The organism is Terrimonas pollutisoli, assembly GCF_029360765.1.
Lineage (GTDB): Bacteria > Bacteroidota > Bacteroidia > Chitinophagales > Chitinophagaceae > Terrimonas_B > Terrimonas_B pollutisoli.
The window spans coordinates 81,087-104,066 of record NZ_JARKNA010000013.1 but is presented as its reverse complement, the minus strand read 5'-3'; the positions used below and the strand labels follow the sequence as shown (position 1 = coordinate 104,066).

The 22,980-nt window shown below is 41.1% G+C and carries 18 protein-coding genes and 1 pseudogene; 10 read left to right on the top strand and 9 right to left on the bottom strand.

What is annotated here, in order from left to right; genetic code table 11:
• Positions 1 to 293 precede the first annotated feature (293 nt).
• The 5 genes from P2W73_RS18610 (at position 294) to P2W73_RS18590 (ending at position 6,642) form a co-directional block, all read left to right on the top strand.
• The gene (locus P2W73_RS18610; protein WP_276503599.1) at positions 294 to 1,412 is read left to right on the top strand and encodes a Re/Si-specific NAD(P)(+) transhydrogenase subunit alpha; all 1,119 of its coding nucleotides are present in this window, start codon (positions 294 to 296) and stop codon (positions 1,410 to 1,412) included.
• A 344-nt stretch (positions 1,413 to 1,756) separates the two neighbouring features.
• A complete protein-coding gene (locus tag P2W73_RS18605) occupies positions 1,757 to 2,059 on the top strand; it encodes an NAD(P) transhydrogenase subunit alpha part 2 (RefSeq protein ID WP_276503598.1) in 303 nt (100 codons plus the stop codon).
• Between the two features lie 147 nt (positions 2,060 to 2,206).
• Entirely contained in the window at positions 2,207 to 3,676 is a 1,470-nt protein-coding gene (locus tag P2W73_RS18600) for an NAD(P)(+) transhydrogenase (Re/Si-specific) subunit beta (RefSeq protein WP_276503597.1), read from the top strand.
• Positions 3,677 to 4,149: 473 nt separating this feature from the next.
• Positions 4,150 to 5,520: an RsmF rRNA methyltransferase first C-terminal domain-containing protein gene (locus P2W73_RS18595; protein WP_276503596.1), complete on the top strand. Its 1,371-nt coding sequence runs from the start codon at positions 4,150 to 4,152 to the stop codon at positions 5,518 to 5,520.
• A gap of 72 nt (positions 5,521 to 5,592) precedes the next feature.
• Complete coding sequence (locus P2W73_RS18590; RefSeq protein WP_276503595.1) at positions 5,593 to 6,642, top strand: LysM peptidoglycan-binding domain-containing protein; 1,050 nt, start codon at positions 5,593 to 5,595, stop codon at positions 6,640 to 6,642.
• Between the two features lie 27 nt (positions 6,643 to 6,669).
• Here the strand turns inward: P2W73_RS18590 and fmt are convergent, their stop codons facing one another.
• Positions 6,670 to 7,716, bottom strand: coding sequence for a methionyl-tRNA formyltransferase (gene fmt, locus P2W73_RS18585; protein WP_276503594.1), 1,047 nt, complete (start codon positions 7,714 to 7,716; stop codon positions 6,670 to 6,672).
• Positions 7,717 to 7,991: 275 nt separating this feature from the next.
• On the opposite strand from fmt, the gene P2W73_RS18580 reads away from it, so the two are divergent.
• Complete coding sequence (locus tag P2W73_RS18580) at positions 7,992 to 11,447, top strand: transglutaminase family protein (RefSeq protein WP_276503593.1); 3,456 nt, start codon at positions 7,992 to 7,994, stop codon at positions 11,445 to 11,447.
• 154 nt (positions 11,448 to 11,601) lie between these two features.
• Here P2W73_RS18580 and P2W73_RS18575 read toward each other — a convergent pair whose 3' ends face one another.
• The 3 genes from P2W73_RS18575 to P2W73_RS18565 form a co-directional block, all read right to left on the bottom strand.
• On the bottom strand, positions 11,602 to 13,350 hold the full coding sequence (locus P2W73_RS18575) for an SWIM zinc finger family protein (RefSeq protein WP_276503592.1): 1,749 nt from the start codon (positions 13,348 to 13,350) through the stop codon (positions 11,602 to 11,604).
• Positions 13,351 to 13,558: 208 nt separating this feature from the next.
• On the bottom strand, positions 13,559 to 13,903 hold the full coding sequence (locus P2W73_RS18570; RefSeq protein WP_276503591.1) for a hypothetical protein: 345 nt from the start codon (positions 13,901 to 13,903) through the stop codon (positions 13,559 to 13,561).
• Positions 13,900 to 14,703 carry a type II toxin-antitoxin system antitoxin SocA domain-containing protein gene (locus P2W73_RS18565; protein WP_276503590.1) on the bottom strand — a complete coding sequence of 268 codons (804 nt, stop codon included), beginning with the start codon at positions 14,701 to 14,703 and terminating at the stop codon, positions 13,900 to 13,902. The genes P2W73_RS18570 and P2W73_RS18565 overlap by 4 nt, the downstream gene beginning before the upstream one ends.
• Before the next feature lie 93 nt (positions 14,704 to 14,796).
• Here P2W73_RS18565 and P2W73_RS26540 point away from each other — a divergent pair.
• From P2W73_RS26540 to P2W73_RS18550, 4 genes and pseudogenes are all read left to right on the top strand, one after another.
• Positions 14,797 to 14,934 (top strand): annotated as a pseudogene (locus P2W73_RS26540) (ribonuclease H1 domain-containing protein); the annotation flags it as partial.
• Between the two features lie 84 nt (positions 14,935 to 15,018).
• Entirely contained in the window at positions 15,019 to 15,348 is a 330-nt protein-coding gene (locus P2W73_RS18560; RefSeq protein WP_276503589.1) for an RNase H family protein, read from the top strand.
• A 218-nt stretch (positions 15,349 to 15,566) separates the two neighbouring features.
• Positions 15,567 to 16,658: a zinc-binding metallopeptidase family protein gene (locus tag P2W73_RS18555; protein WP_276503588.1), complete on the top strand. Its 1,092-nt coding sequence runs from the start codon at positions 15,567 to 15,569 to the stop codon at positions 16,656 to 16,658.
• Positions 16,659 to 16,718: 60 nt separating this feature from the next.
• Positions 16,719 to 17,336, top strand: coding sequence for a hypothetical protein (locus P2W73_RS18550; RefSeq protein WP_276503587.1), 618 nt, complete (start codon positions 16,719 to 16,721; stop codon positions 17,334 to 17,336).
• A gap of 150 nt (positions 17,337 to 17,486) precedes the next feature.
• Here P2W73_RS18550 and P2W73_RS18545 read toward each other — a convergent pair whose 3' ends face one another.
• The 5 genes from P2W73_RS18545 to P2W73_RS18525 form a co-directional block, all read right to left on the bottom strand.
• Complete coding sequence (locus tag P2W73_RS18545; protein ID WP_276503586.1) at positions 17,487 to 18,365, bottom strand: transglutaminase family protein; 879 nt, start codon at positions 18,363 to 18,365, stop codon at positions 17,487 to 17,489.
• A 16-nt stretch (positions 18,366 to 18,381) separates the two neighbouring features.
• Positions 18,382 to 20,961: a circularly permuted type 2 ATP-grasp protein gene (locus P2W73_RS18540; protein ID WP_276503585.1), complete on the bottom strand. Its 2,580-nt coding sequence runs from the start codon at positions 20,959 to 20,961 to the stop codon at positions 18,382 to 18,384.
• 69 nt (positions 20,962 to 21,030) lie between these two features.
• Positions 21,031 to 21,522, bottom strand: coding sequence for a hypothetical protein (locus P2W73_RS18535; RefSeq protein ID WP_276503584.1), 492 nt, complete (start codon positions 21,520 to 21,522; stop codon positions 21,031 to 21,033).
• Positions 21,523 to 21,544: 22 nt separating this feature from the next.
• The gene (locus tag P2W73_RS18530) at positions 21,545 to 22,363 is read right to left on the bottom strand and encodes a M48 family metallopeptidase (protein WP_276503583.1); all 819 of its coding nucleotides are present in this window, start codon (positions 22,361 to 22,363) and stop codon (positions 21,545 to 21,547) included.
• A 91-nt stretch (positions 22,364 to 22,454) separates the two neighbouring features.
• Positions 22,455 to 22,970: a type VI secretion system tube protein Hcp gene (locus tag P2W73_RS18525; protein WP_276503582.1), complete on the bottom strand. Its 516-nt coding sequence runs from the start codon at positions 22,968 to 22,970 to the stop codon at positions 22,455 to 22,457.
• Positions 22,971 to 22,980 lie beyond the last annotated feature (10 nt).

The window sequence follows — 22,980 nt, the reverse complement described above, 5'->3', positions numbered from 1 at the left end:
GCGCACAAGCTTCGCTTTTCGAAATCTCCGCATTTGATTAAGAGTATTTGAAAGTGGCGAGTATAGTTATAATGATGATGGGGTAGTTATGGAGTTTGGAATCAGCAATGCAGTGCCGTCCCTTCTCTTCCGGAGAAGGGATACGAGGGATGAGGTTTGATGAGCAGAATTCCCGGACGTACAAGAGTGCGGCGCAACCAATGCTGAGTAGAATTACCTTAGCTTGGTATCAAAATTTTAATATCTTCGGTCAAAATCGGTCATCTCATTCTTGAAAAAACAGTATTTCCTGCATGGTCATAGGAATATTAAAGGAGCCACATCCCGAAACCCGGGTATCGTTGCTGGCAGAATCGGTAGCTACACTTACAAAAAAAGGCATTACTGTATTAGTGGAAAATGGAGCAGGTGAGAAAGCCTTTTGCAGCAATGCGGATTATGAAAAAGCAGGGGCAGGAATTACCAGTGCAAATGAGATCGCCACATCGGCGGATATCATTTTGGCGATAAACCAGCCTGATCCTGCCTTGTCAATTGCCAATTCCAAAATTTTAATCGGTGTTTATCAGCCATTGTTTACCGGTGATGCCATGAAACAATGGGCGTCAAAAGGTATTACCAGTTTTTCATTGGACATGCTGCCACGCACTACCCGTGCACAATCGATGGATGTACTCAGTTCACAGGCAAATATCGCTGGTTACAAAGCTGTATTACTGGCTGCTAATTCATATGGAAGATATTTCCCCATGTTCATGACGGCAGCAGGAAGTATTGCTCCCGCAAAAGTTTTAATACTGGGCGCCGGTGTCGCCGGCTTGCAGGCAATTGCCACGGCTAAAAGATTAGGCGCTGTTGTCGAAGTGTTTGATACAAGACCTGCCGTAAAAGAAGAAGTAATGAGCCTGGGTGCAAAGTTTGTGGAAGTGGAAGGTGCTGCCGATGCCAGCAAAGCAGGTGGTTATGCCGTTGAACAAACGGAAGATTACAAACAAAAACAACAACAACGAATCGCGGAGAGTATTGCCAAGGCAGATATCGTCATCACTACAGCACAGATACCCGGTAAAAAAGCACCTATACTTATTACAGAGGAGATGATAAATGCAATGCGCAACGGGTCGGTGATCATTGATATTGCGGCAGCTACCGGTGGTAACACACCCTTTACAAAAAATAACGAGACAGTTGTCTACAATGGTGTCAACATTATCGGGAATTCCAATTTGCAGGCGACACTGCCATCAGATGCCAGCAAATTATATGGTAAGAACATCCTTAATTTTTTACAACTGATCATAACAAAAGAAGGGACCATCAACCTGAACTGGGAAGACGATCTTGTAAAAGGAAGTTGTATTACACATGGGGGAGAAGTAGTGCATGAAAGAGTGAAAACCTCTGTCCCCTAAAGGGGAACTTAGGTGGGTTTAGCATTTTTAATTTTGAAAGTTCTTTAGCAGATAGATGATAAGTGTGTTGTCAACTTTAGTTCCCCGATCAGCTTTTGTTGCGCCTGCCCCGACGAGGAGCAAAGCGACGGAACTCGGGGTCGCACACTTCATCGTTCGGCTCTTTACTCTTCAATAGTTTACCCACTGCTCATGTGGCTGTGAGTGGCATGCCTCCCTTTAGGGAGGTTTGGAGGGTTTTAGTTCTTTACTCAACAATATTTAATAACAACAAACCACTTGCTGCTGTAGGGCTGTGAGTGGCAAGTCCCCTCTTTGGGAGGGGATTTAGGGGAGGCCTCTTTATGCTTTCATGGATAACAGCAAATCAACAGATCATCTACATCGTCATCCTGATGATTTTTGTGGGTATTGAAGTCATCGGCCGTGTGCCAAGTGTATTGCATACGCCGCTGATGAGCGGTGCCAATGCCATTCATGGAGTGGTAATCATTGGTGCCATCATTGTTATGGGCAAGGCTGAACATGACAATTACCTGGCCCTGGTATTAGGGTTCCTGGCGGTAATTCTTGGGACATTGAATGTAGTAGGCGGCTTTGTAGTAACTGACCGGATGCTGGAGATGTTTAAGAAGAAGAAACCCTAAATCCCTAAAGGGACTTACGGAGATTCATTATAGATGGCATAGTCTTTAGTTCTTTTGTAAATTTTAAAATAAATAGTTCACTTGCTGCTTTCAGGGCTGTGAGTGGATACCCTCCCCCACCGGGGGAGGGTGGAGGGGGCCGCTTTTATGGAATTAAACATACTTACACTTTGTTACATTATCGGTTCGGTGACATTCATCATCGGGTTAAAGATGTTGTCTAACCCGGCTGCAGCAAGAAAGGGCAACCTGGTGGCCGCTACCGGTATGATGATTGCGATACTGGGAACAATTTTTTTATACGAGGAAGATGGACAAAAACTGGGCAACTATGGCTGGATATTTGGCGGTATTGCCATTGGTTCTATAATAGGAACATTGGCTGCAAAGAAAGTGAAGATGACCGCCATGCCGGAGATGGTGAGTTTGTTTAATGGAATGGGCGGAGCTTGTGCAGGGTTGATTTCAGTGGTTGAGTTTGATCATATTGCTAAAAACAATTTCCAGGTCAATCATTTTTCTTTTGAAATAGCTGATATCTTAATTAAAACCAATTTAGGCAGTGCTCCTGTCTCAGCCGGTCATTTATTAATTATCATTCTTGGACTTATTATCGGCTCAGTATCCTTCGCCGGAAGTATGATTGCATGGGGCAAACTGAATGGAAAAGTAAAAGACTTTTCATTCAAAGGACAACATATATTCAATATTGTACTGCTGCTCGTGATTCTTTCGTTGGCTGTTTATTTAATTGGCTGGATTCCTGCTAACGCAGCCATAGTTTTCTATACCATCTTTGCTTTGTCATTGCTTTATGGAGTATTCTTTGTTTTCCCCATCGGCGGCGCTGATATGCCTGTTGTTATTTCGTTATTAAACTCTTTTACCGGCGTAGCCGCAGCTTGTGGTGGTTTCCTCTATGATAATAAAGTGATGCTGACGGGTGGTATCCTCGTTGGTGCTGCTGGTACATTGTTAACGATATTGATGTGCAAAGCCATGAACCGTTCGTTGTTGAATGTGCTCATCGGTTCTTTTGGTGGTGGCTCATCATCAGCTGGTGCAGCAGGGTCAAAAGAGCAGGGGCATTACAAGGAAATTAATTTAAGCGACACGGCCGTGATCATGAGCTATGCCAACAAAGTGATAATCGTTCCGGGCTATGGTCTTGCAGTAGCCCAGGCGCAGCATGCCTGCCATGAATTGGAGAAGTTGTTGAACGAAAAAGGTGTGCAAGTGAAATATGCCATTCACCCGGTGGCAGGTCGTATGCCCGGTCATATGAATGTACTGCTGGCCGAAGCAGATGTGAGCTATGACAGGCTCGAAGAAATGGAGCAAGCCAATGAAGAGTTTCCGACGACAGATGTGGTGTTGGTCCTTGGTGCGAATGACGTAGTAAACCCTGCAGCAAAAACAGACCCGTCATCGCCGATTTACGGCATGCCGATACTGGATGTTGAGCTAGCCAAAAATGTGATCGTTAATAAACGAAGCATGAAGCCAGGTTATGCCGGTATTGAGAATGATCTTTTCTTTCGGCCAAAAACGTCTATGCTGTTTGGTGATGCAAAAAAAGTGTTACAGGATCTGATAGGAGAAATAAAGAACTTGTAGTCAATGGACAGATGCAATGATGAAGTTTAAGCCATTTTTGACAGGGGTCTGGGTATTGATCGGATGTGCTGTCTTTAGGATTGTTCAACTATGGTTTTTGTATAATTTTTTGCTTAAAAGGGGCATCAATACAGCAGCATACGAAGTATTTTCTTTTCTGAATTTAATTATAGTTATTCTTCCACTTCTTGAGGCTTTTATTTACTGGAGATTGAGATTTGACAACCCGCAAAAAAGATGGGCTCATAGGCATGTATGGATTCTTTTTCTTGCCGTGGTATTGCTTCCGCTTTTAATGTTTGTGTTAACGCCTTTTATGGTAATCAAATACCCAGCTTCTGAACACCCGGATCTATATCCACTTATAAACAAAATAAATTATTGGACTTTTTGGTTCCTCTTTTCGTTAGCCCACATATTTTTTATTGTTACTATTGTGAAATATTTCAAACGGAAAAATGAAGTGACAGAGAATGAAACACCTGCCGGTCTCCTTGATGAATTCGTTAGCTGATATTAAAGGTTTCGATAAAGAAGCCTTTGAAAAAGTACATGCATCCGGCGAACAAATCACTTCAATACGAATAAACCCTTTCAAACTATCAGAGTCTCCAAAAGCCCTCTCCTTTGGAGAGGGTTTGGGTGAGGTCTTATGGTCGCAATACGGCTACTATCTCCGAACCCGCCCGTCCTTCACCTTCGATCCTCTTTTTCATGCCGGTCTCTATTATGTGCAGGAAGCCAGTAGTATGTTTCTCGAACAAGCTTTAAAACAAACCGTAGAACTATCACAGCCGCTAAAAGTGCTGGATCTTTCAGCAGCTCCCGGTGGCAAATCAACCCATATTCAATCGCTGATCTCCAAAGACAGTTTGCTTGTCAGTAATGAGGTGATCCGGTCAAGAGCGAATATTTTAAAAGATAACATCGTCAAATGGGGCTGCAGTAATGTGATGGTGACCAATAATGATCCAAAAGATTTTGCAAGATTGGAGAACTATTTTGACGTGATAGTAGTAGATGCTCCCTGCAGTGGCAGCGGACTTTTCCGTCGTGAGCCCGAAGCCATGAACGAGTGGAGTTTGAATAATGTGCAGTTATGTTCGCAGCGACAACAACGAATTCTTGCAGATATATGGCCCGCATTAAAAAAAGATGGCATTTTGATTTATTCAACCTGTTCTTATTCTAAAGAAGAAGATGAAGACATCCTCGATTGGATATCCCGTCAACTACCAACTGTCAACTGTCAACTTTCCATTAAAAGTGAATGGGTAATAGTTGAGACAACTTCTGCTACTGGAAATAAAGGTTATCGTTTCTGGCCCGATAAAGTAAAGGGAGAAGGTTTTTTTCTTGCCTGCTTTAAAAAGAAAGATGGAGAAGAAGATGCTTCATTTAAAATAAAGAAAAAACCGGAACAGTTGACCAAAAACGAAATAGCGGTTATTGAAAAATGGGTGGACATAACCGACAATAATTTTATAAGAAATCAAAACACTGTATATGCCTGGCCTTCCAGGTTAAGCATCGATTTTACCTGGTTGTTAAATAACCTGAAGGTTGTTTATTCAGGTACAATTATTGGAGAAATATTGAGAGATAAATTAGTTCCTGACCATGCGCTGGCAATGAGCCCAATCATCAGTAAACATATCGGCTCTCTGCCTCTTGATTACACGCAGGCGATTAACTATTTGAAAAGAAAAGAAGTACAATTGCAGATAAAAGATAAAGGCTGGCAATTGGTAAACTATTTGGGGCATCCATTGGGATGGATCAATATCTTGCCCAACCGGGTCAATAATTACTACCCTAAAGAATTGCGTATATTGAAGGATTGAAATAAAGCTGTAAATTAAAAAACCACATCTTTGCACAATACCGCCAATGTCGAATGAAAATTAAATAATCATATGAAGAAGCCATTCCTTTTGCTTGTTTTATTTTGTTCTGTTGTTTGCGTGAATGCGCAGACGGGCCAATTGACTATCAAAGGCAGCAATAAAAATCATTACCTCGATCATACTGTTGCACCGAAAGAAGGTTTATTTGCGATAGGCCGATTATATAATATTCATCCCAGGCATATTGCGGCTTATAACAATATTGACATGAATGCAGGCCTGGCGATTGGTCAAATCATACACATTCCTCTAACCGACACCAATTTTACACAAAAGACAAAAAAAGGCACGGCCGTTTATTATACAGTGGGTGAAAGTGAGGGCTTGTTAAAAGTCAGCAATACCAATAATAATGTGCCGATGCAAAAATTGCGTGAGTGGAATGGCCTTAAAAGTGACAATATCGCTGCGGGTTCAAAATTGATCGTGGGCTATTTGATTTCCCCGGAGATGTTGGCCAGGGGGCCGGTTAAAGAACTGGCACCGGTCAATGCTGAAAAAGAAACTGTAAAAGCTGAAACAATAAAAGAAAATACTGGTAAGTCAGTGACTTCCGAAAGTAAACCTGCAATAACGCCGGAAAAAACAGTTGCTAAGAATGAGCAGGAAGAAAAGAAGGCTGTGAAAGACGTTGCGGTAAAAGAACAGCAAGTAGTGAAAAATACACCTGTACAGGAAAGAAGACTTGAAAAAAGCGAACCTGTATCTGTGTCTGAAACAACAACTGCTAATAAAGACCCTGGTTATTTTAAAACTTCATTCGAGCAACAGGTTAAAATATACCCGGCTGCCATCAATTCAACAGTTACCTCCGGCATCTTCAAGACAACGAGCGGCTGGCAGGATGCGAAATATTACATGCTGATGGATAAAGTGGCAACAGGTACGATTGTCAGGGTGATAAACCCCGGCAACAATAAAGTTATTTTTGCCAAAGTATTGGGTGGAATGAATGGCATTCGCCAGAATGACGGCTATGATATACGCATCAGTAATGCAGCGGCAGCTACCTTAGGTGTAACGGAAACAGATAAGTTTATTTTAAAAGTCAACTATTGATGGTTGTTGACCCTGCCTGAGTTTCGCTCAGCGAAAATGATATCCTCTCAGGAAATCCTCAATGAGCATTTTCTTTTTTCCTTCGAGCTGCAACTCTTTTGCATGAACATAACCGTCAGCACAGGCAAACTTTAAAAGGGTTTTTCCATCCGTTTCGTGAAAGCCCGGAGTGATGGTAATTGGTGAAATTTCTTTTTCACTCCTGTATATTTTCAGCATTTTACCATTTAGTTCTGTAAATGCACCCGGAAAAGGAGAGAGGCCCCGGATCAGGTTATGCACTTCTTCAACGGTTTTTGAAAAATCTATTTTACAGGTCTCGGTAAAAATTTTTGGTGCATGCTTTAATGATGAGTGGGGAGTGGGGAGTGGGGAACGGGAGTCCGAACTTTCCGGGCCTTCCTTTGCTAATTGCTTATTGCCGATTGCCGATTGTGATATTTCCTTCAATGTCCCTTCCGCCAATCCTTTTACCGTTTTTACCAGCACCTGTGCACCGATCTCTTTCATCTTATCATGCACTTCGCCGGCGGTTTCATTTTCACCAATTGGGAAGCTTTCCTGCAACAAAATATCGCCGGTATCTATTTCATGCTTTAGTTTAAACGTGGTGACCCCGGTTTCCTTTTCACCATTGATCACCGCCCAGTTGATAGGCGCCGCTCCCCGGTATTGTGGTAATAAAGAACCATGAAGATTGACAGAGCCCATTCTTGGCATACTCCAGACCGCTTCGGGAAGCATTCTGAAAGCAACTACAATTTGCAGATCGGCATTCAATGATTTTAATTCTTCTAAAAATTCGGGGTTCTTTAATTTCTCCGGTTGTAAGACTGTCAAGCCATGCTCAACTGCATATTTTTTGACGGCACTTTCAGTCACCTTCATACCTCTGCCAGCAGGCTTATCGGGTGCGGTAATAACGCCAACAATATTATAGCCTGCTTTTACCAAAGCATCTAACGATGCAACAGCAAACTCAGGAGTACCCATAAATACGATTCGCAGAGAATGCAGGGCGAGGTTAAAAGTTGCTGGCCCGGTTTCTCTATTCTTCAGCTGATATTCTAACATGTCTGCGAAGGTAGAGAACACGGATGACGGATTAGACGGATTAAAAGGATTTTGTTTCTGGAAAGCAGGAAAATCCTTTCAAAATTGCACGAATAGAAGCAAATCGTTGTCCCGGGTTTATTTTACCGGACTTAAGACTAAGAATCTGTGTTAATCCAGCTAATCCGGTGTCATCCGTGTTCCCGTCTCCCGAATATATTTTATCTTCACCTGACTCCTCGTTAAATTTAAGAAACGATTGCTCCGCCTTGTTCATTTGAAAACAGATAAACAATATGGCAATAAGGGTAGCGATCCGGCACAAGACAGTTTATTCCTACGACAGGTTAGTAGCTGTTTCCCCGCATCTATTCCGTTTACGTCCCGCCGTTCATTCACGTACGGCCATTGAATCCTATTCGCTTAAAATTGAACCGAAGCAACATTTTATCAATTGGCAGCAGGATCCATTTGGCAATTACCAGGCAAGAGTAGTGTTCCCGGAAAGGACGAAAGAGTTAAAAATAGAAGTGGAGGTGATCGCCAACCTGGTCAGCATTAACCCTTTTGATTTTTTTGTAGAAGAATACGCGGAGAATTATCCTTTTCAATACCAGGGTCAGTTACCCAAAGAATTGGTGCCTTATCTCGAAATAAAAGAAAGCGGTCCCCGCCTCATGCAATGGTTAGAAGGCATTGATAAAAGCAAAAAGACCATCAATGATTTTTTGGTGTACCTCAACCAGAAATTAAATAAAGACATCAACTATTCCATCCGCATGGAAGTGGGCGTGCAGACATGCGAAGAAACATTAGAAAAAGCATTAGGCTCCTGCAGGGATTCAGCCTGGCTCTTCGTGCAGGTATTGCGCCATCTGGGACTGGCTGCCCGTTTTGTTTCCGGCTATTTAGTTCAGTTAACAGCAGATGAAAAATCATTGGATGGCCCTTCCGGTCCTGAAGCGGATTTTACCGATCTGCATGCATGGACGGAAGTGTATGTGCCCGGCGCCGGATGGATAGGATTAGATCCGACGTCGGGTTTATTTGCAGGGGAAGGTCATATACCATTAGCATGTACGCCTGATTATGCAAGTGCGGCACCGGTTGTTGGCGCTACTGATAAATGCGAAGTAGAATTCTTTTTTGAAAATACAGTGACACGTATTTATGAAGATCCCCGTGTAACCAAGCCCTACACCGAACAACAGTGGAACGAAATAAATGCTATAGGTTACCAGGTTGATAAAGATCTCGAAGCAGGTGATGTAAGAATGACGATGGGGGGCGAACCTACTTTTGTTTCTATTGATGATATGGAATCTGCCCAATGGAACACAGCGGCCGATGGAAAAGAGAAACGGATCCTCTCTCACGATCTTATTTACAGGTTAAGAGAAAAATTCGGCCCTGATGGATTGATCCACTACGGGCAAGGCAAATGGTATCCCGGTGAACCATTACCCCGCTGGCAATATGGTTTGTTCTGGAGAAAAGATGGTTATCCTGTTTGGAAAAATATTGACCTCATTGCACATGAAAAAACAAAACGAACCTATACACATGATGATGCAAAAAAACTTACGGAAGAGCTGGCAAAACGTTTAGCCGTCAGCCCTGACAATGTAAGTGCTGCGTATGAAGATGTGTTTTATTTTTTATGGACGGAAGGAAAAAACCCGGTAAACATTGATCCGTTAAAATCAAATTTAAAAGATCCATTAGAGCGTCGCACCTTAGCGCAACTGCTCAACCAGGGTTTGGGTGATCCGGTTGGTTATGTATTACCGCTGCAATGGAATTACTGGAATGACAAATGGCTAAGTTGTAAATGGGTATTCAACCGTGATTATCTTTTTTTAATACCAGGCAATTCACCTATTGGATTACGGCTGCCATTGGATTCATTGCCTGTAATTGCAAAAGCAAAAATGCCGCAACGTGTAGAAAGAAGTTTGTTTGAAGAGTTACCTGCACTGGATCGTTTTCATGAAACTATCGCATCACGCTACGGATTAATATCAGATCATAGCCGGACGCCAAAGCAAAGAATACAACCACAAGTATTAGAAGAAGTCACAGCAGATAAAAAGAAAAAAGACAAGTGGAATATAGATGGTTCGACAAGGCTCACCACGGAGGAAGAAGAACCCGAAGCAGAGATCACATTTGAGGTAGCCACTATCAGGACGGCGCTGAGTGTAGAACTGAGAGATGGTTTGCTGTATATTTTTATTCCACCCATGGAATATCTCGAACATTATTTGGATATAACAGCTTCTATAGAAGCAGCCGCTGCTAAATTAAATATGCAGGTCCGCATTGAAGGCTATGAACCGCCCCGTGATAACCGCATGGAAAGATTAGTTGTATCGCCTGATCCCGGTGTCATTGAAGTGAACATACATCCTGCAAAGAATTGGAAAGAGCTTTGTCATAACACAGATACATTATATGAGCAGGCACGTTTGTCAAGACTGGGCACGGAAAAATTCATGCTCGATGGAAGACATACCGGTACCGGTGGCGGAAACCATATTACGATTGGTGGTTCATCACCTGCTAATAGTCCTTTATTAAGAAGACCTGATCTGTTGCGCAGCCTCATCGCCTTCTGGCAACATCATCCCGGTTTATCGTATCTATTTTCTGGTTCGTTTGTTGGCCCTACCAGCCAGGCGCCACGGATTGATGAAGGATTGGAAGATAATTTATATGAAATGGAGATCGCCTTCAGCCAGGTACCCGAAAAAGGGTTTATTCCTTTTTGGGTAACGGACAGGATATTCCGTCACCTGTTGACTGATATCACCGGTAATACGCACCGTTCCGAATTTTGTATTGATAAATTATACTCTCCCGATTCTTCATCGGGGCGTTTGGGTATTTTAGAATTCAGGGCTTTTGATATGCCACCGCATAAGCGGATGAGTTTATTGCAGATGCTGCTGATCCGTGCATTGATTGCCGCCTTCTGGAAAAAACCATACAAACATAAACTGGTAAGATGGGGGACAGCTTTGTATGATAAATTTTTATTACCGCATTATGCCGAAGCGGATATAGCCGACGTAGTGGAATATCTCAACAATGCCGGATATGCCTTTGACATCAACTGGTTCAAACCATTTTTTGAATTTCGTTTCCCGCATTATGGATCGGTGCGTATCCAGGATATAGATATGGAACTGCGCATGGGCATCGAGCCCTGGCATGTATTGGGTGAAGAAATGTCCAGTTCGGGTACTGCCAGGTTTGTTGATTCATCATTGGAAAGGGTGCAGGTAAAACTGAAGGGCATCAATGACAGTCGTTATATTTTATTATGCAATGGCTATCGTGTACCGTTAACCGCTGCGCCTGTCAAAGGCGAGTATGTATGCGGCATTCGTTATCGTGCATGGCAGCCACCAAGTGCATTGCATCCTACTATCGGCGTGGATACGCCTCTTACATTTGATATAGTTGATACCTGGAACAGCCGTTCCATCGGAGGATGCACTTATTATGTATCGCATCCCGGCGGCAGAAGTTATGATACATTCCCTGTCAATAGTTTTGAAGCCGAATCAAGACGTGTCAGCCGTTTTGGAAAAACGGAGCATAGCCAGGGCCCGCAGTTTGTCCGTTCCTGGTTTTCTGTGACGGAACACTATGTAGAAAATAACCGTGCACCGTTTATCTATGATGCGCCACCACCGGAAATAAATAATGAATTTCCGTGTACGCTGGATCTGAGGTTGAAGAAGTGAAGTTGAGTTAATAGAAATAATAAAAACATTTTTGATACCAGTGACATTAACACGGATGATCGTCCCTTGACGCTCCGTTCAGGGTTCTGTCCACTGCTTAACACTACAACTTTGGTTAGTCTGACTGATTTGGAAGGATGGTAGACCAAAATCACTACAGTATTTTATTAAGTTCTTCTATCATAGCGGGGCGTCGGGGCCTTGAGGAGAATTTCTCTTTCAACCGTTTTGCAGTATCCAATATCTTTTCTTTCCCATGAGGAATGTCTTTAATGATTTTCTTCATCTTATTAACGAGGTCTGCATATTCACTGCGACTGTTGGATTTCAGGCCAAACTCTTCCAAAGCCGGAAGGTAGATGGCCAGGAGTTCATCTGGATAGCTTTTTACGAGATGTGAATGGTACTCCAGTGTTGTGTTCAGGTTGTTGGCCTGCTGCACCAATGGAAGCAACCGGTCCCAATATTTTTCCTGTATGTATATCGGGGCAAGGCTTGTCAGCAAAGGCGGATGGGCGGGCTTCCAGAATTTATTTTTGCTGCTGTTCCATTCTTTTGTAACCTGGTATATAGTTTTCTCAATATGTTTTTCAATTTCTTCCCGCCATTCCGCAGCAGTAAAGGTTGCTTTCCATTGATTGTAATATTCAGTCGAAAACCACCGGTCAAAAGCAAAATGCTTAGTATAATGCCGCACGGTAGGAATATCTTTTTCCAGCAGTGCAATGCGTAACAACTCCTTATGCCATTGGGCTACCGTTCCCGGATGGTCTTTGCTTTCGGCTACTTTGATGCCGCCTGCAATTAGCTTTTTCGCAGTGACAAAATCTTTTCTTTTAATAGCCTTGTTCACTTCGTCCAATCGCACTTCCACTATATCCATGTTTTGCTGTACCAGTTTTTCGGCTTCAGCAACTTTTCCGGTTTGTTGCAAAAACTCGATCTTTCTTTTTTGGAAATATTCCTTCCTGTATCCGTCATACTGGCCTGTAAGTTTGGCTATTTGTGCAGTAATAAAATCTAAGAATTTTTCAGGTTTGTTCAATTGCACTGCAAGGCTCTGGAATACAGAAAACAAGTTGTACCCAAAATCGCCGTAATCGAAATAAACCTTATCGTTTAGTTCCGTTTGAAGAAAGCGATACAATTGTTCTTTTATATCAATGGCAGCTGTAGTGGAGATGGTAATAGTTTCCAGGAGATGGATGGCGTTTTCGATGCTCCCGCCAATGTTCCCGTTCGAATCATCGCAACTCTCAACTACATCCATCATGGGCCTTAAAACCGCTTTTGCCAAAGCAAAGGCATTCCTGAAATTATTTTTGCCGACATAAACCAAACCTGTTTCCAAAAGACTATTTGCTTCATTCGACAGCCCGAAGGAAGCCCTGTAATCAATATAACCACGGTCAGAATATTTCCGTATCAGTTTTTGAACCAGTTCAGTATATTTTTTTTCTACATCAATCCTGTTGTCCTTACCGGCAAAGAACAATTCAAAGTCTGTTTTAAAGTTTTTATTCTTAGCAGCATAAGAACGTATGAAATCCTGGTACTCTTTTGTGCTAACAGATTGCAGCAGGTTGTCAAACACATCCTTCTTCGTGATTTTATTGGTTTTGTTTTCTGTTTTCTTCATTTCGTCCCGTAAGGCGAAGAATACGGCTATCACATGTTTGCAGGTGCTGCTGTCGTAAGGGCAGTCGCAGTTATAGCTGATTATCTCATTATCTTTTTTCAACGTTACCTCTACGGCGTACGTTTCGGAGCCTTCCACTTCTGCCGACCAGATATTATCTCCGGTTTCTTCTATGTATGCCACATATCCCTTACTGTAATATTGTTGTCCCCGTTGCAGGATGACGCTGTTTATATGACTCTCGAAATTGAGTATTGTGAGCATTGTTATGTTTTGATATGAATCCCGGATGAAAGGTAAAAAAAATACGATATTATAGCGATCTGGCTTTGTGCGATATTTACGTTTGCTGATGTTACGCCGCAAATGGTGCTGAACTCAGCAAGTTCTTATTCATTTTGTATAGAACAACATGATAGTGATATCCGTCAAATAACAAGCAGAAGTTTTTTATCTCCTGATATAATTGAAATTATTTAAAATGTTTATGAATACGGTTTTTATCCTCATTCTCCTTGTCGTTCTTATGATACAATTCTATCATTACTATCCGTTCTTCCGTTTTAAACCAGGCATAGATCAATCGAAGACCGGAATTCACCCCTCGTCCCTTCAAAGCCCGGCATGCGATCTTTTTCACTTTTACTACACAAGTTGTAATTCCTAATCCTTCTATTCTGTAACTGAAAGGGGGCTCTGCATCCGGCTCTACTTCTAATGTTTTTTGCAAATATTCCACATCCTGTTTCAGTGTACAATATTTCTTCAGCAGTTGCTTCAGGTCTTTTTGATATTCCGGCAATTCTTCAAACTTCATGATTCTTCATCTTCGTTATAAGTTCTTACTGCGTACGGTGGGCGGCGGTAAAAAGCCAGCTCATAACTAATCTCGTCACCTTCCTTTGAAGCTTTCCATGGCATATCATTGTGAGAATAATTACTAATAGTAGCTGCGCTCCAGTCGCTCATTTGTTCAATTACCCTGTCAATCACTTCTTTTTCACTCGCTTTTAGTTTGGTCAGGTCAGGTTTGATCAAAGGAATATAGCGGGTCTGTATTTTATTATAATACTCTGTCTTGATCTTCTTTAACTCTTCCTTTTCGATCATTGAATTCACGATGCTTTCAAATCTTTTAGGTACAGGTCCGTAAGGGAGTTTTCTGTAACGGGAACCTGAAAGATGCTCTTCGTACATTTCGTAATAATTAAAATCAGCAAAATACAGGAGTTTGTACAAAACTGTTTCACCTACATTCGGCTTGCCTGCACATTTTTCCAGAATGTAGAGCAGTATGTTTTTAAATTTAGGTACACTCATTTCCGGCACGGCTATTCTTTCTTCTTTTTTTTCTTTTGCTTTCTTTTCATTCACCAGTTCTTCTTTTTTTGATTGACCAAAATCTTTTGACAAAAATTCATCTAAAGAAAACTCCAGCAAAAGTGAAAGCTTATAAAGCTCCAGTACATCTACATATCGATTGCCAAGCTCTACTTGGACAAGGGAAGACCTGGATATGCCGATATTCTTTGCCAGATCATCCTGCGATAGTCCTTTTGCCTTCCGGAGTTCCATGATGCGTTTGCCAATTTCTTTTTGAGAAAGAGTAGTAGCCATGACGGTTTTTGAAAATTTTATCCAAAACTAAAGAATGTTCTTATTTAAAACAAAAAAATGTTTTATTTTTGAACATTGCTAAAATTTTAGGTTATGACAAAAGTAAAACACAAATACTACGTAGTGTGGAAGGGCCGCCAAACCGGAATATTTGAGAATTGGTAGGATTGCAGTGCACAGATTCACGGGTATCATGGAGCCGTCTATAAATCTTTTAAAACAAGACAGCTGGCTGAACAGGCTTTCAACAGCGGTAGTAAGGAATTTATAGGGAAAGATTTTTTTGAGCCGGAGCTAACAGAAGATCAGCTTAAATTGATTGGCGACCCGATTGAAGACAGTATTGCTGTTGACGGAGCCTGGAATACTACGACAGGTATAGTTGAATATCAGGGAGTCTACATGAAAACAGGAGATATAATCTTCAGGAAAGGGCCTTTTGAGGATGGCACAATTAATATAGTAGAGTTCCTGGCAATTGTTCATGCTTTGGGCTATTGCAAACAAAAGGGATTGACTATACCTATTTATTCGGATAGCAGAAATGCAATTGGATGGGTAAAAGATAAAGAGGAAAGAACTAATCATGAGAAAAGTGAAAAAAACAAACCCCTCTTTGACATGATTGCCCGTGCATTAAAATGATTAAAGGAAAATGAATACCCAAATCAATTACTAAAATGGGAGACAAAAGCATGGGGTGAAAACCCGGCGGATTTCGACCGGAAAAGATAAGATGTTTTTTCAAAAATGTTCGTGTTCGTAGTTCACATTATTCCACAATGCCATTTCTTAACAGGCATGCTTCTTGATTTATTACCCTACATTACAAGAAGAAACAATTTCAATCAAGCCTCTTCCAAATGAAACTTTTTAAATGCGATCATTGCGGCCAACCGGTTTATTTCGAAAATACTTTTTGTGTACAGTGTAATGCTTCGTTGGGTTTTGATCCCCAAAGAATGGATATGGTAGCGTTGCGGCCGGCAGAAGATAACAGTTATACCTTTTTTGATAATAAAGAAAAAATTACTCTCACTACACCGCGTTACAAATATTGTAGTAATAAACAATACAGTGTTTGCAACTGGTTGCTGTCGCATAAGAGTGAAGGGGAGTATTGTATAGCCTGTAACCTCAACCGCACTATTCCTGATCTTTCACAACCTGATCACCTGGAAAAATGGGCGCATATTGAGGTGGCTAAACACCGGCTTATTTATTCATTGCTCCGGTTCAAATTACCCGTGATCAGCAAATTCCAGGATGATGACAAAGGCATCGCCTTTGATTTTAAAGCTGATGAAAATAAAAAAGAAAGCAAACGCCTATTGACCGGGCATGATCGTGGACTGATCACACTCAATATAGATGAAGCGGATGATGCTATCCGCGAAATGGCCCGCAACCAGATGGATGAAGTGTATCGAACTGTATTGGGGCATTTTCGCCACGAGATCGGGCATTATTACTGGGAACAATTAATAAAAGATACAAACAGGTCACAAGGATTCCGCAAACTTTTTGGTGATGAAAGAACAGACTACGCCGAAGCATTGAAACAACATTACAACGAAACGACTCCGGATACATGGAGAGAGAAATTTATCAGCGCTTATGCCAACACGCATCCCTGGGAAGACTGGGCGGAAACCTGGGCGCATTATATGCATATTGTTGATACAATGGAAACCGCTTATTCTTTTGGCATGACGCTGAACCCAAGATCAGCCGATCCGGATAATGAAATGAGTGCCAGGTTGAATATTGATCCTTATACAACAAAATTTTTTGACGACATCATAGAGCGATGGATACCTCTTTCTTTTGTAATGAACAGCCTTAACCGGAGCATGGGAATGAAAGATTCATATCCTTTTGTAATCAATGAAGCGGTAAAGCAGAAATTGAATTTTATACATGAAACGATAAGAGGAGAATTGAAGCCTGTCTGATTTGGATGAACTGTTGTAATCAAGTAGTTTTATGGCAAGTAAATTCATGGATTTTCAACTATGCTCAATAAAATTAAACGTCAAGACTGTTTAGATAAATATCCTAAGTTTCCTTTAAGATGGTATGATGAAATCAAAGAAGATCTGGATTATTCTTATCCTGAAGTCTATTATAGTTATGTCTTGACGATTCCTTCAAAATTCCTAAAAGGACATATTAAATTATTAGGAAGTGAACTAACTGTTATAGCAAATGCATTAGGTTTCGATACTTTAATATTTCTTGGTGACACTAATGTTGCCTGGTTATCTCAAAACAATGACTTTAAACCCGCCAAGGACGCATTACAATTTTTGACAGATAATAAAGTTGGAAAGAGGTTCAATGGAGCTTTACAGGTTGATAAAGCAATTTTACCCATTTTCATAAAACACCTTTCCTGGTTATCACGTTGCAATGCCGCTTTACCTTATTTTTATTTTACAGATACCGGGCAAAATATAATTGGCACTATTTGTCAATACGGCAATCTTCATATTGATACGGTTAATGAAAAAACAGATATGATTTTTAAAGATGTAATTATTAAAACTCAATTTGAGTTTTTGACAGACAAAATATGTTCTGAACAATTTTCAAACACAGGTGCTATAAAAGGCCGGGAAATTACATATTGACACGAAAATGTATCACTAGAATTGATTTTTTCTGCTGTATTGTAGGTTCACTTTTTTATCCTTTTGCCCTTGATAATATGCTGAGAAGCGAACAGAACGTCGAAGAGTGCGACGCAACGAAAGTTGATAGTAGTAATGCTGCCGGGTAAATTATTCCTCTATTCTTTTCACATCTACCGATACCGTCAACTCATGTGAGCTGCTGCTCATGATCACCCCTTTCAACGGAATGATATCAAAATAATCCCGGCCCCAGCCGATAGTGATATATTGTTCTGTAGCTAATTGATTATTGGTAGGATCAAAATCCACCCAGCCCATGCCGGGAATGAATACGGAGACCCATGCATGTGATGCATCTACACCGGTAAGCTTTTCTTTCCCAGCAGGCGCCAACGTTTCTAAATAACCACTTACATATCTTGCAGGCAGGCCCATAGAATGGATACAGGAAATAGCGAGGTGTGCAAAATCCTGGCAAACACCTTTCCTCTCTTTCATCACAACAGACAGCGGAGTAGAGACAGTAGTAAAACCAGGCGTAAACTTAAAGTCCGTATAAATGCGTTTTATTAAATCATATACCGCTTCAAACAATGATTTACCCGTTGTGAAAGATTGTTCAGCATAGTTTTTTATTTCAGGAGCAGTGGCTGTTATTTCAGTAGGATGGGTGAATTGTTTTTCCTCCATAAATTCTCCTGTAGAAACGAGCAGCATATCTCTTACCATTTCCCAGCTTTGATCGGAGCGGGAGGACTTTATATCAGGGGAAGTTATTATTTCAATCTGTGATCTTACGGTGACGGTTAATTCTTCATGCTCCTGTTCAATAACGAAATAATAAAGTTTGTTACCGAAAAAATCTATATGTTCTTCCAGTATTTCCGGTAATGGGGAAATAATGATGTTAAATGCTTTACAGGTTTGTTTATCCGTATTGCGTGGCGCTAATGCGGCAATATTATGGCAAAGGCTCACCTGTTCGTGATACTGGTATTTAGTGGTATGTTCAACAGAATATAGCATGGCGCATAATAAATGATCAGATAAGGTTAGCTGTAAACAATTGCTTTTGTGTCTGACTGTGTTTAAAATAAGTTTTGGAAATAAGCATGGAAGTATCGGCAATCAACGAATATAATTTATCTAAAAATAGAGTCAATGCAACATATTCTTTGCTGTCAGGATCGTACTTTGTTAATGCTACTGTGTCCGCCAGTTTTAATAAGGAATCTGCCTCCTGGATATTGCGTTGCTTATCGCTTAATTGTATTTCTTTTCCTTCTTTGGGTAAAAGTGAAATATAACGTTTTATCTTTTTCACTAAGTAAGCTAATGATTTTGGATAATTGGTATCCAGCATCAATAATTCAAGGGCAAGGGGCAGTTGCAGATGATCCCTGTAAGTATAGCGGTAAGTGATTAAGCTCTGGCTGGCAATCATTACAGATTCCAGCAATTCATGTTCCACCTGTTCCTTCTGTTTCTTTTGAAATACACTTCTTAATAAACTAATGATATAAAGTGTTTGCTCGAGTTTTCTGCCCAGGTCCATGATATTCCATCCCTGTTCCCTGCGTACACTTTCCCTGTTCATTCCTAAAAACGCAAACATCGAGGTATTTAATGAGTCAATCGTACTGATCATCCGAAGATGATCCGCATGAGTATCTGCTTTTGCTTTGTTCCATTCCTCTTCCATTTGCCGCAATACCCGCCAGGTATCTAAAGCCCAGAAATTACGAACACTATAAACAGCAGTTTTTAAAAGAGAAAGATTATGGCTAAGGCTGCCATTTCTTTTTTCATTGTATAAAACATCTGTCAGCTCTGTCCAGGGTTTTGCATAGATCTCTTTTCTTTTTTGCGGATCACTGTCTTCAAAGAACCCGGGAAATGTATAGGTACATTGGGTTAGTGTTTGTAACAAAACAGTTTCCGTGCTTTCATTGTCACCATTAAACGGTTTGTTGCTTTGCAGCATCCGTTGCATAACTGTACGCTGCAACCGGGCATTGTAAATGACCCTTTCGGTATAGCGGCCTACCCAAAAAAGATTCTCGGCTGTATGGCTCGGTAGTGATCTTTTAATTAATTTATGCTGAAGCGCATCGGTATTTAATTGCAGGCTTACCGGTTGCTCCTGTTCCTCATCTGCTGACAGCACCCATGTATCTTTACTGATGCCACCCAGTTGATTGGAAATAACAAAGCTATTTTCTCCGCTTTTTGTACGGGTCAAACCGCCGGGCATAGCAACATAACTGTTGTTATGACTGACCAGGAAACTCCTGAAAAGCGAATGACCGGCTACGATCGTTCCATCAAGCCAGGAAGGTGTTGATGAAAAACTAATTTTCTCCTGCCCGACATACAGATGAGGATTCGCTTTTATTTCCAGTATCAATTCATCTGCCTGTGCTGCCGGCAGGGATGCTCCATCAATTGCGGAACGGGTACCGGCCACATTTCTGAAGATCTTTCTTACTACAAGCGTCTTTAAATTGTCGATTACATAATTCAATTCTTTGGGCTGACCACACCACCAGGTAGCGATGGAAGGCATGATCAATTCAGTTCCAAAAAAATGTTGGGCGACGGCGGGCAAAAAAGGAACAAGCCCCGCACTCTCCACAATGCTGCTGCCAAGTGGGTTGGCAATAGCTATATTTCCTTTTCTTACTACCTGAACCAGGCCGGGAATACCTAAAAGAGAATCGCTTTTTAATTCCAGCGGATCGCAATAAACGTCGTCAAGCCTTCTTAATATTACATCTACTTTTTCCAAACCATCAATGGTTTTGAGCCATACATAATTATCTTTTACCATCAGGTCATTACCCTGTACCAATGTAAGACCGAGATAAGCGGCGAGATACGAATGTTCAAAATAAGTTTCATTATCCGGACCTGGTGTTAGAACGACAACTCTCGGATTATCGTTATTTCGGGGAGCAATATTTGTCAGCGCTTGCTGCAGTGAATCAAAATAAGGGGATAATCTTTTTACCTGTAAGTTGGAAAATAATTCAGGTAGAACGCTCGACATAGCAAACCTGTTTTCCAATGCATAGCCGGAACCAGATGGGGCTTGTGTACGATCGCTGATAATCCATAGGCGTCCATCAATGCCACGAGCCATATCCGCTGCATATAAAACTAAGTGCTGGGTTCCCGGTAATTTGATATTTACACAGGAACGGAGAAAACCGGGATGCAGGTAAATAAGTTCCTGTGGTATGATGCCATTTTTAATAAGCGTTTGCGGACCGTAAATATCTTTCAGCAACAGGTTAAATAATTCCGCACGTTGTATTAGTCCGGCATTGATCGTTTCCCATTCATTGGCTGTTATTAATTGTGGAATGGGATCCAGTTCCCAGGGACGGCTTTGTCCCGAAGGATCATTATAAATATTATAAGCAACGCCGTTTTCTTTCAGCAGCCGGAGAATATCAATATTGCGGTTTTGTAATTCTTTATATCCAAGCTCATGAAGAGAAGAGAAAAAAGTTTGCCAGTCAGGTCTTATATTATTATCATCGGAAAATAATTCGTTGTAAGAGCTAAGGGCCGGAATATATTGTTGAAGCAGTGAATGGACAGTTGATTGATCGCTCATACGGTGTTGTACCAGTTGGGTGCGATAAAAATACAAAATAAATCAGGAAGCCAGGTGCTTTGGGGAAGGTTATTCATTCACTACCAGATCCACATTGGATACAATCTCATTTTCTTTTTTATTTTTATCAAAGAAGCGGACTCTCAAATGATAAGTTTCCCCGACTAGCATTGGCTCACCGGTATTAAGGCTTGCCTGCAATGTTTTAGCTTCGGCTGCGGGTGTCCCTTCTTTCATATCTTCAAAGGCATCGGGAAGGTTGAGTAATTCTTTTTTGTTTTTATCGGTAAGTATGATCGTGCAGCCCGGAAATACTTTACCATCTTTTTCTTCAAAATAATCTACACCTGTGGCCACTATGAGCACTTTTGTTCCCATTTGAATTTTGTTACTGCTTAAGCGGCTTTTGTTTTCATCGGCTAAGTAAATGTCGTCCAATGCAAACCCATTGTAACTCGCCGACAGCCCCGTGCTCAGATCTTTTTTTACGCCTTTGCTGAATTGGCAGGAGACAATAATCAACGAAATGAATACAGGAATAAAGAAATGAAATCTTCTCATAATGGATAGTTTGACATTTAAATTAATTCACTTTATAATATTTTGTTTTTATTTCAGGTATCAAAGCCGATAATTTTTTAATCCTTGTTTCATTGGATGGATGGGTAGACAAAAACTCCGGCAGTTTTGTTCCCTGGTTTACCTGCGACATTCTTTGCCAAAAAGGAATTGCTTCTTCAGGATCGTAACCCGCCATACTCATAAATATCAAACCCAGTTTGTCTGCTTCGCTTTCCTGCATGCGACTGTTAGGTAAAGCGAGTGTAAGATTAGAGCCAATTGAGTATAAAGCAAGAAAGAGCAATTGTGTTTCCTGCTTCTTTTCTTTCAATGCTTCTTCCAATACCAACCCACCAAGATTAATCAATAAACCTTCGCTCATTCGTTCATTGCCGTGCCTGGCGATGGCATGAGCGATTTCATGACCCATCACGACGGCCAGGGCGTTTTCGGTTTGTGTAACGGGCAACAAACCTGTATAAACTGCAACTTTACCGCCAGGCATACACCAGGCGTTGACAATGTTTTCGTTGATTGTATTATATTCCCATTTGAAATTTTTTATATCCTTGCTTATGTTATTCTGCTCCATGTATGTTTCTACTGCCCGTTGAATTCTCGTTCCGACTTTTGTTACCAGCTGTGCTCTTTCATCATATTGCGATAGGGTAGCGCTGGCTTTTACCATCGAGTCATATTCTGTAAAGGCTATAGCCTGTATCATAGAATTTGGAACAAGGTTGAGTTGCTTTCGGCCGGTAACGGGAACTGTTTTGCACGCAGTAACAATAAGCAGCAGCATCAACAGTGAAGTCATGGTATTTCTTTTTATTGCCTCCATGGTACCTGTTTTTTAGTTGGCTGTAATGTATATACTGATTGAATGGATAACAATCCCATGAAAAAGGGATTTTGGTGTTATGATACAATAATCAGAAAGCTGACCATTCCGCTTGCGTATCTTCATCCCATCCGTATTTACGTGAAACGGCTGCTAATCCTGTTTTGTCGGTTTGGTAATAGGTCCAGCCAATACGGATGGCTTTTAGTGTAACACTTGTAGTCATTTGATTGTTACATCCCATCGTTTCTGAACAAGCTAATACGCTGATATTTTCCATTTTGATGGTATATGCGGTGACTGGCCGGCCAGACGAAGCGTCTGAGGTGGTAACTGTTACCTGCCCGTTAAGCAATAGTTCGCCATTGCTTAAAGCTCTTTTTAAATCAGCAGAAGCTCCGCTGATATTCATGGTAAAATTGAGTTGTGAATTATTTTTTCCAGACGAACTGATGGTAGCTGCCTGCAACCATCTTTCAAAGCCTTTGACAAGAGCATCGCCTTTGATCTGTTGTGCCCTGGCATCAGTAAGCTTAATAAATATATCCTGTTTTTGAGAAAATGTGGCTATAGGGAATAGCAGTAGGATAAAAATTAGTGTACGCATGAAAATTAAT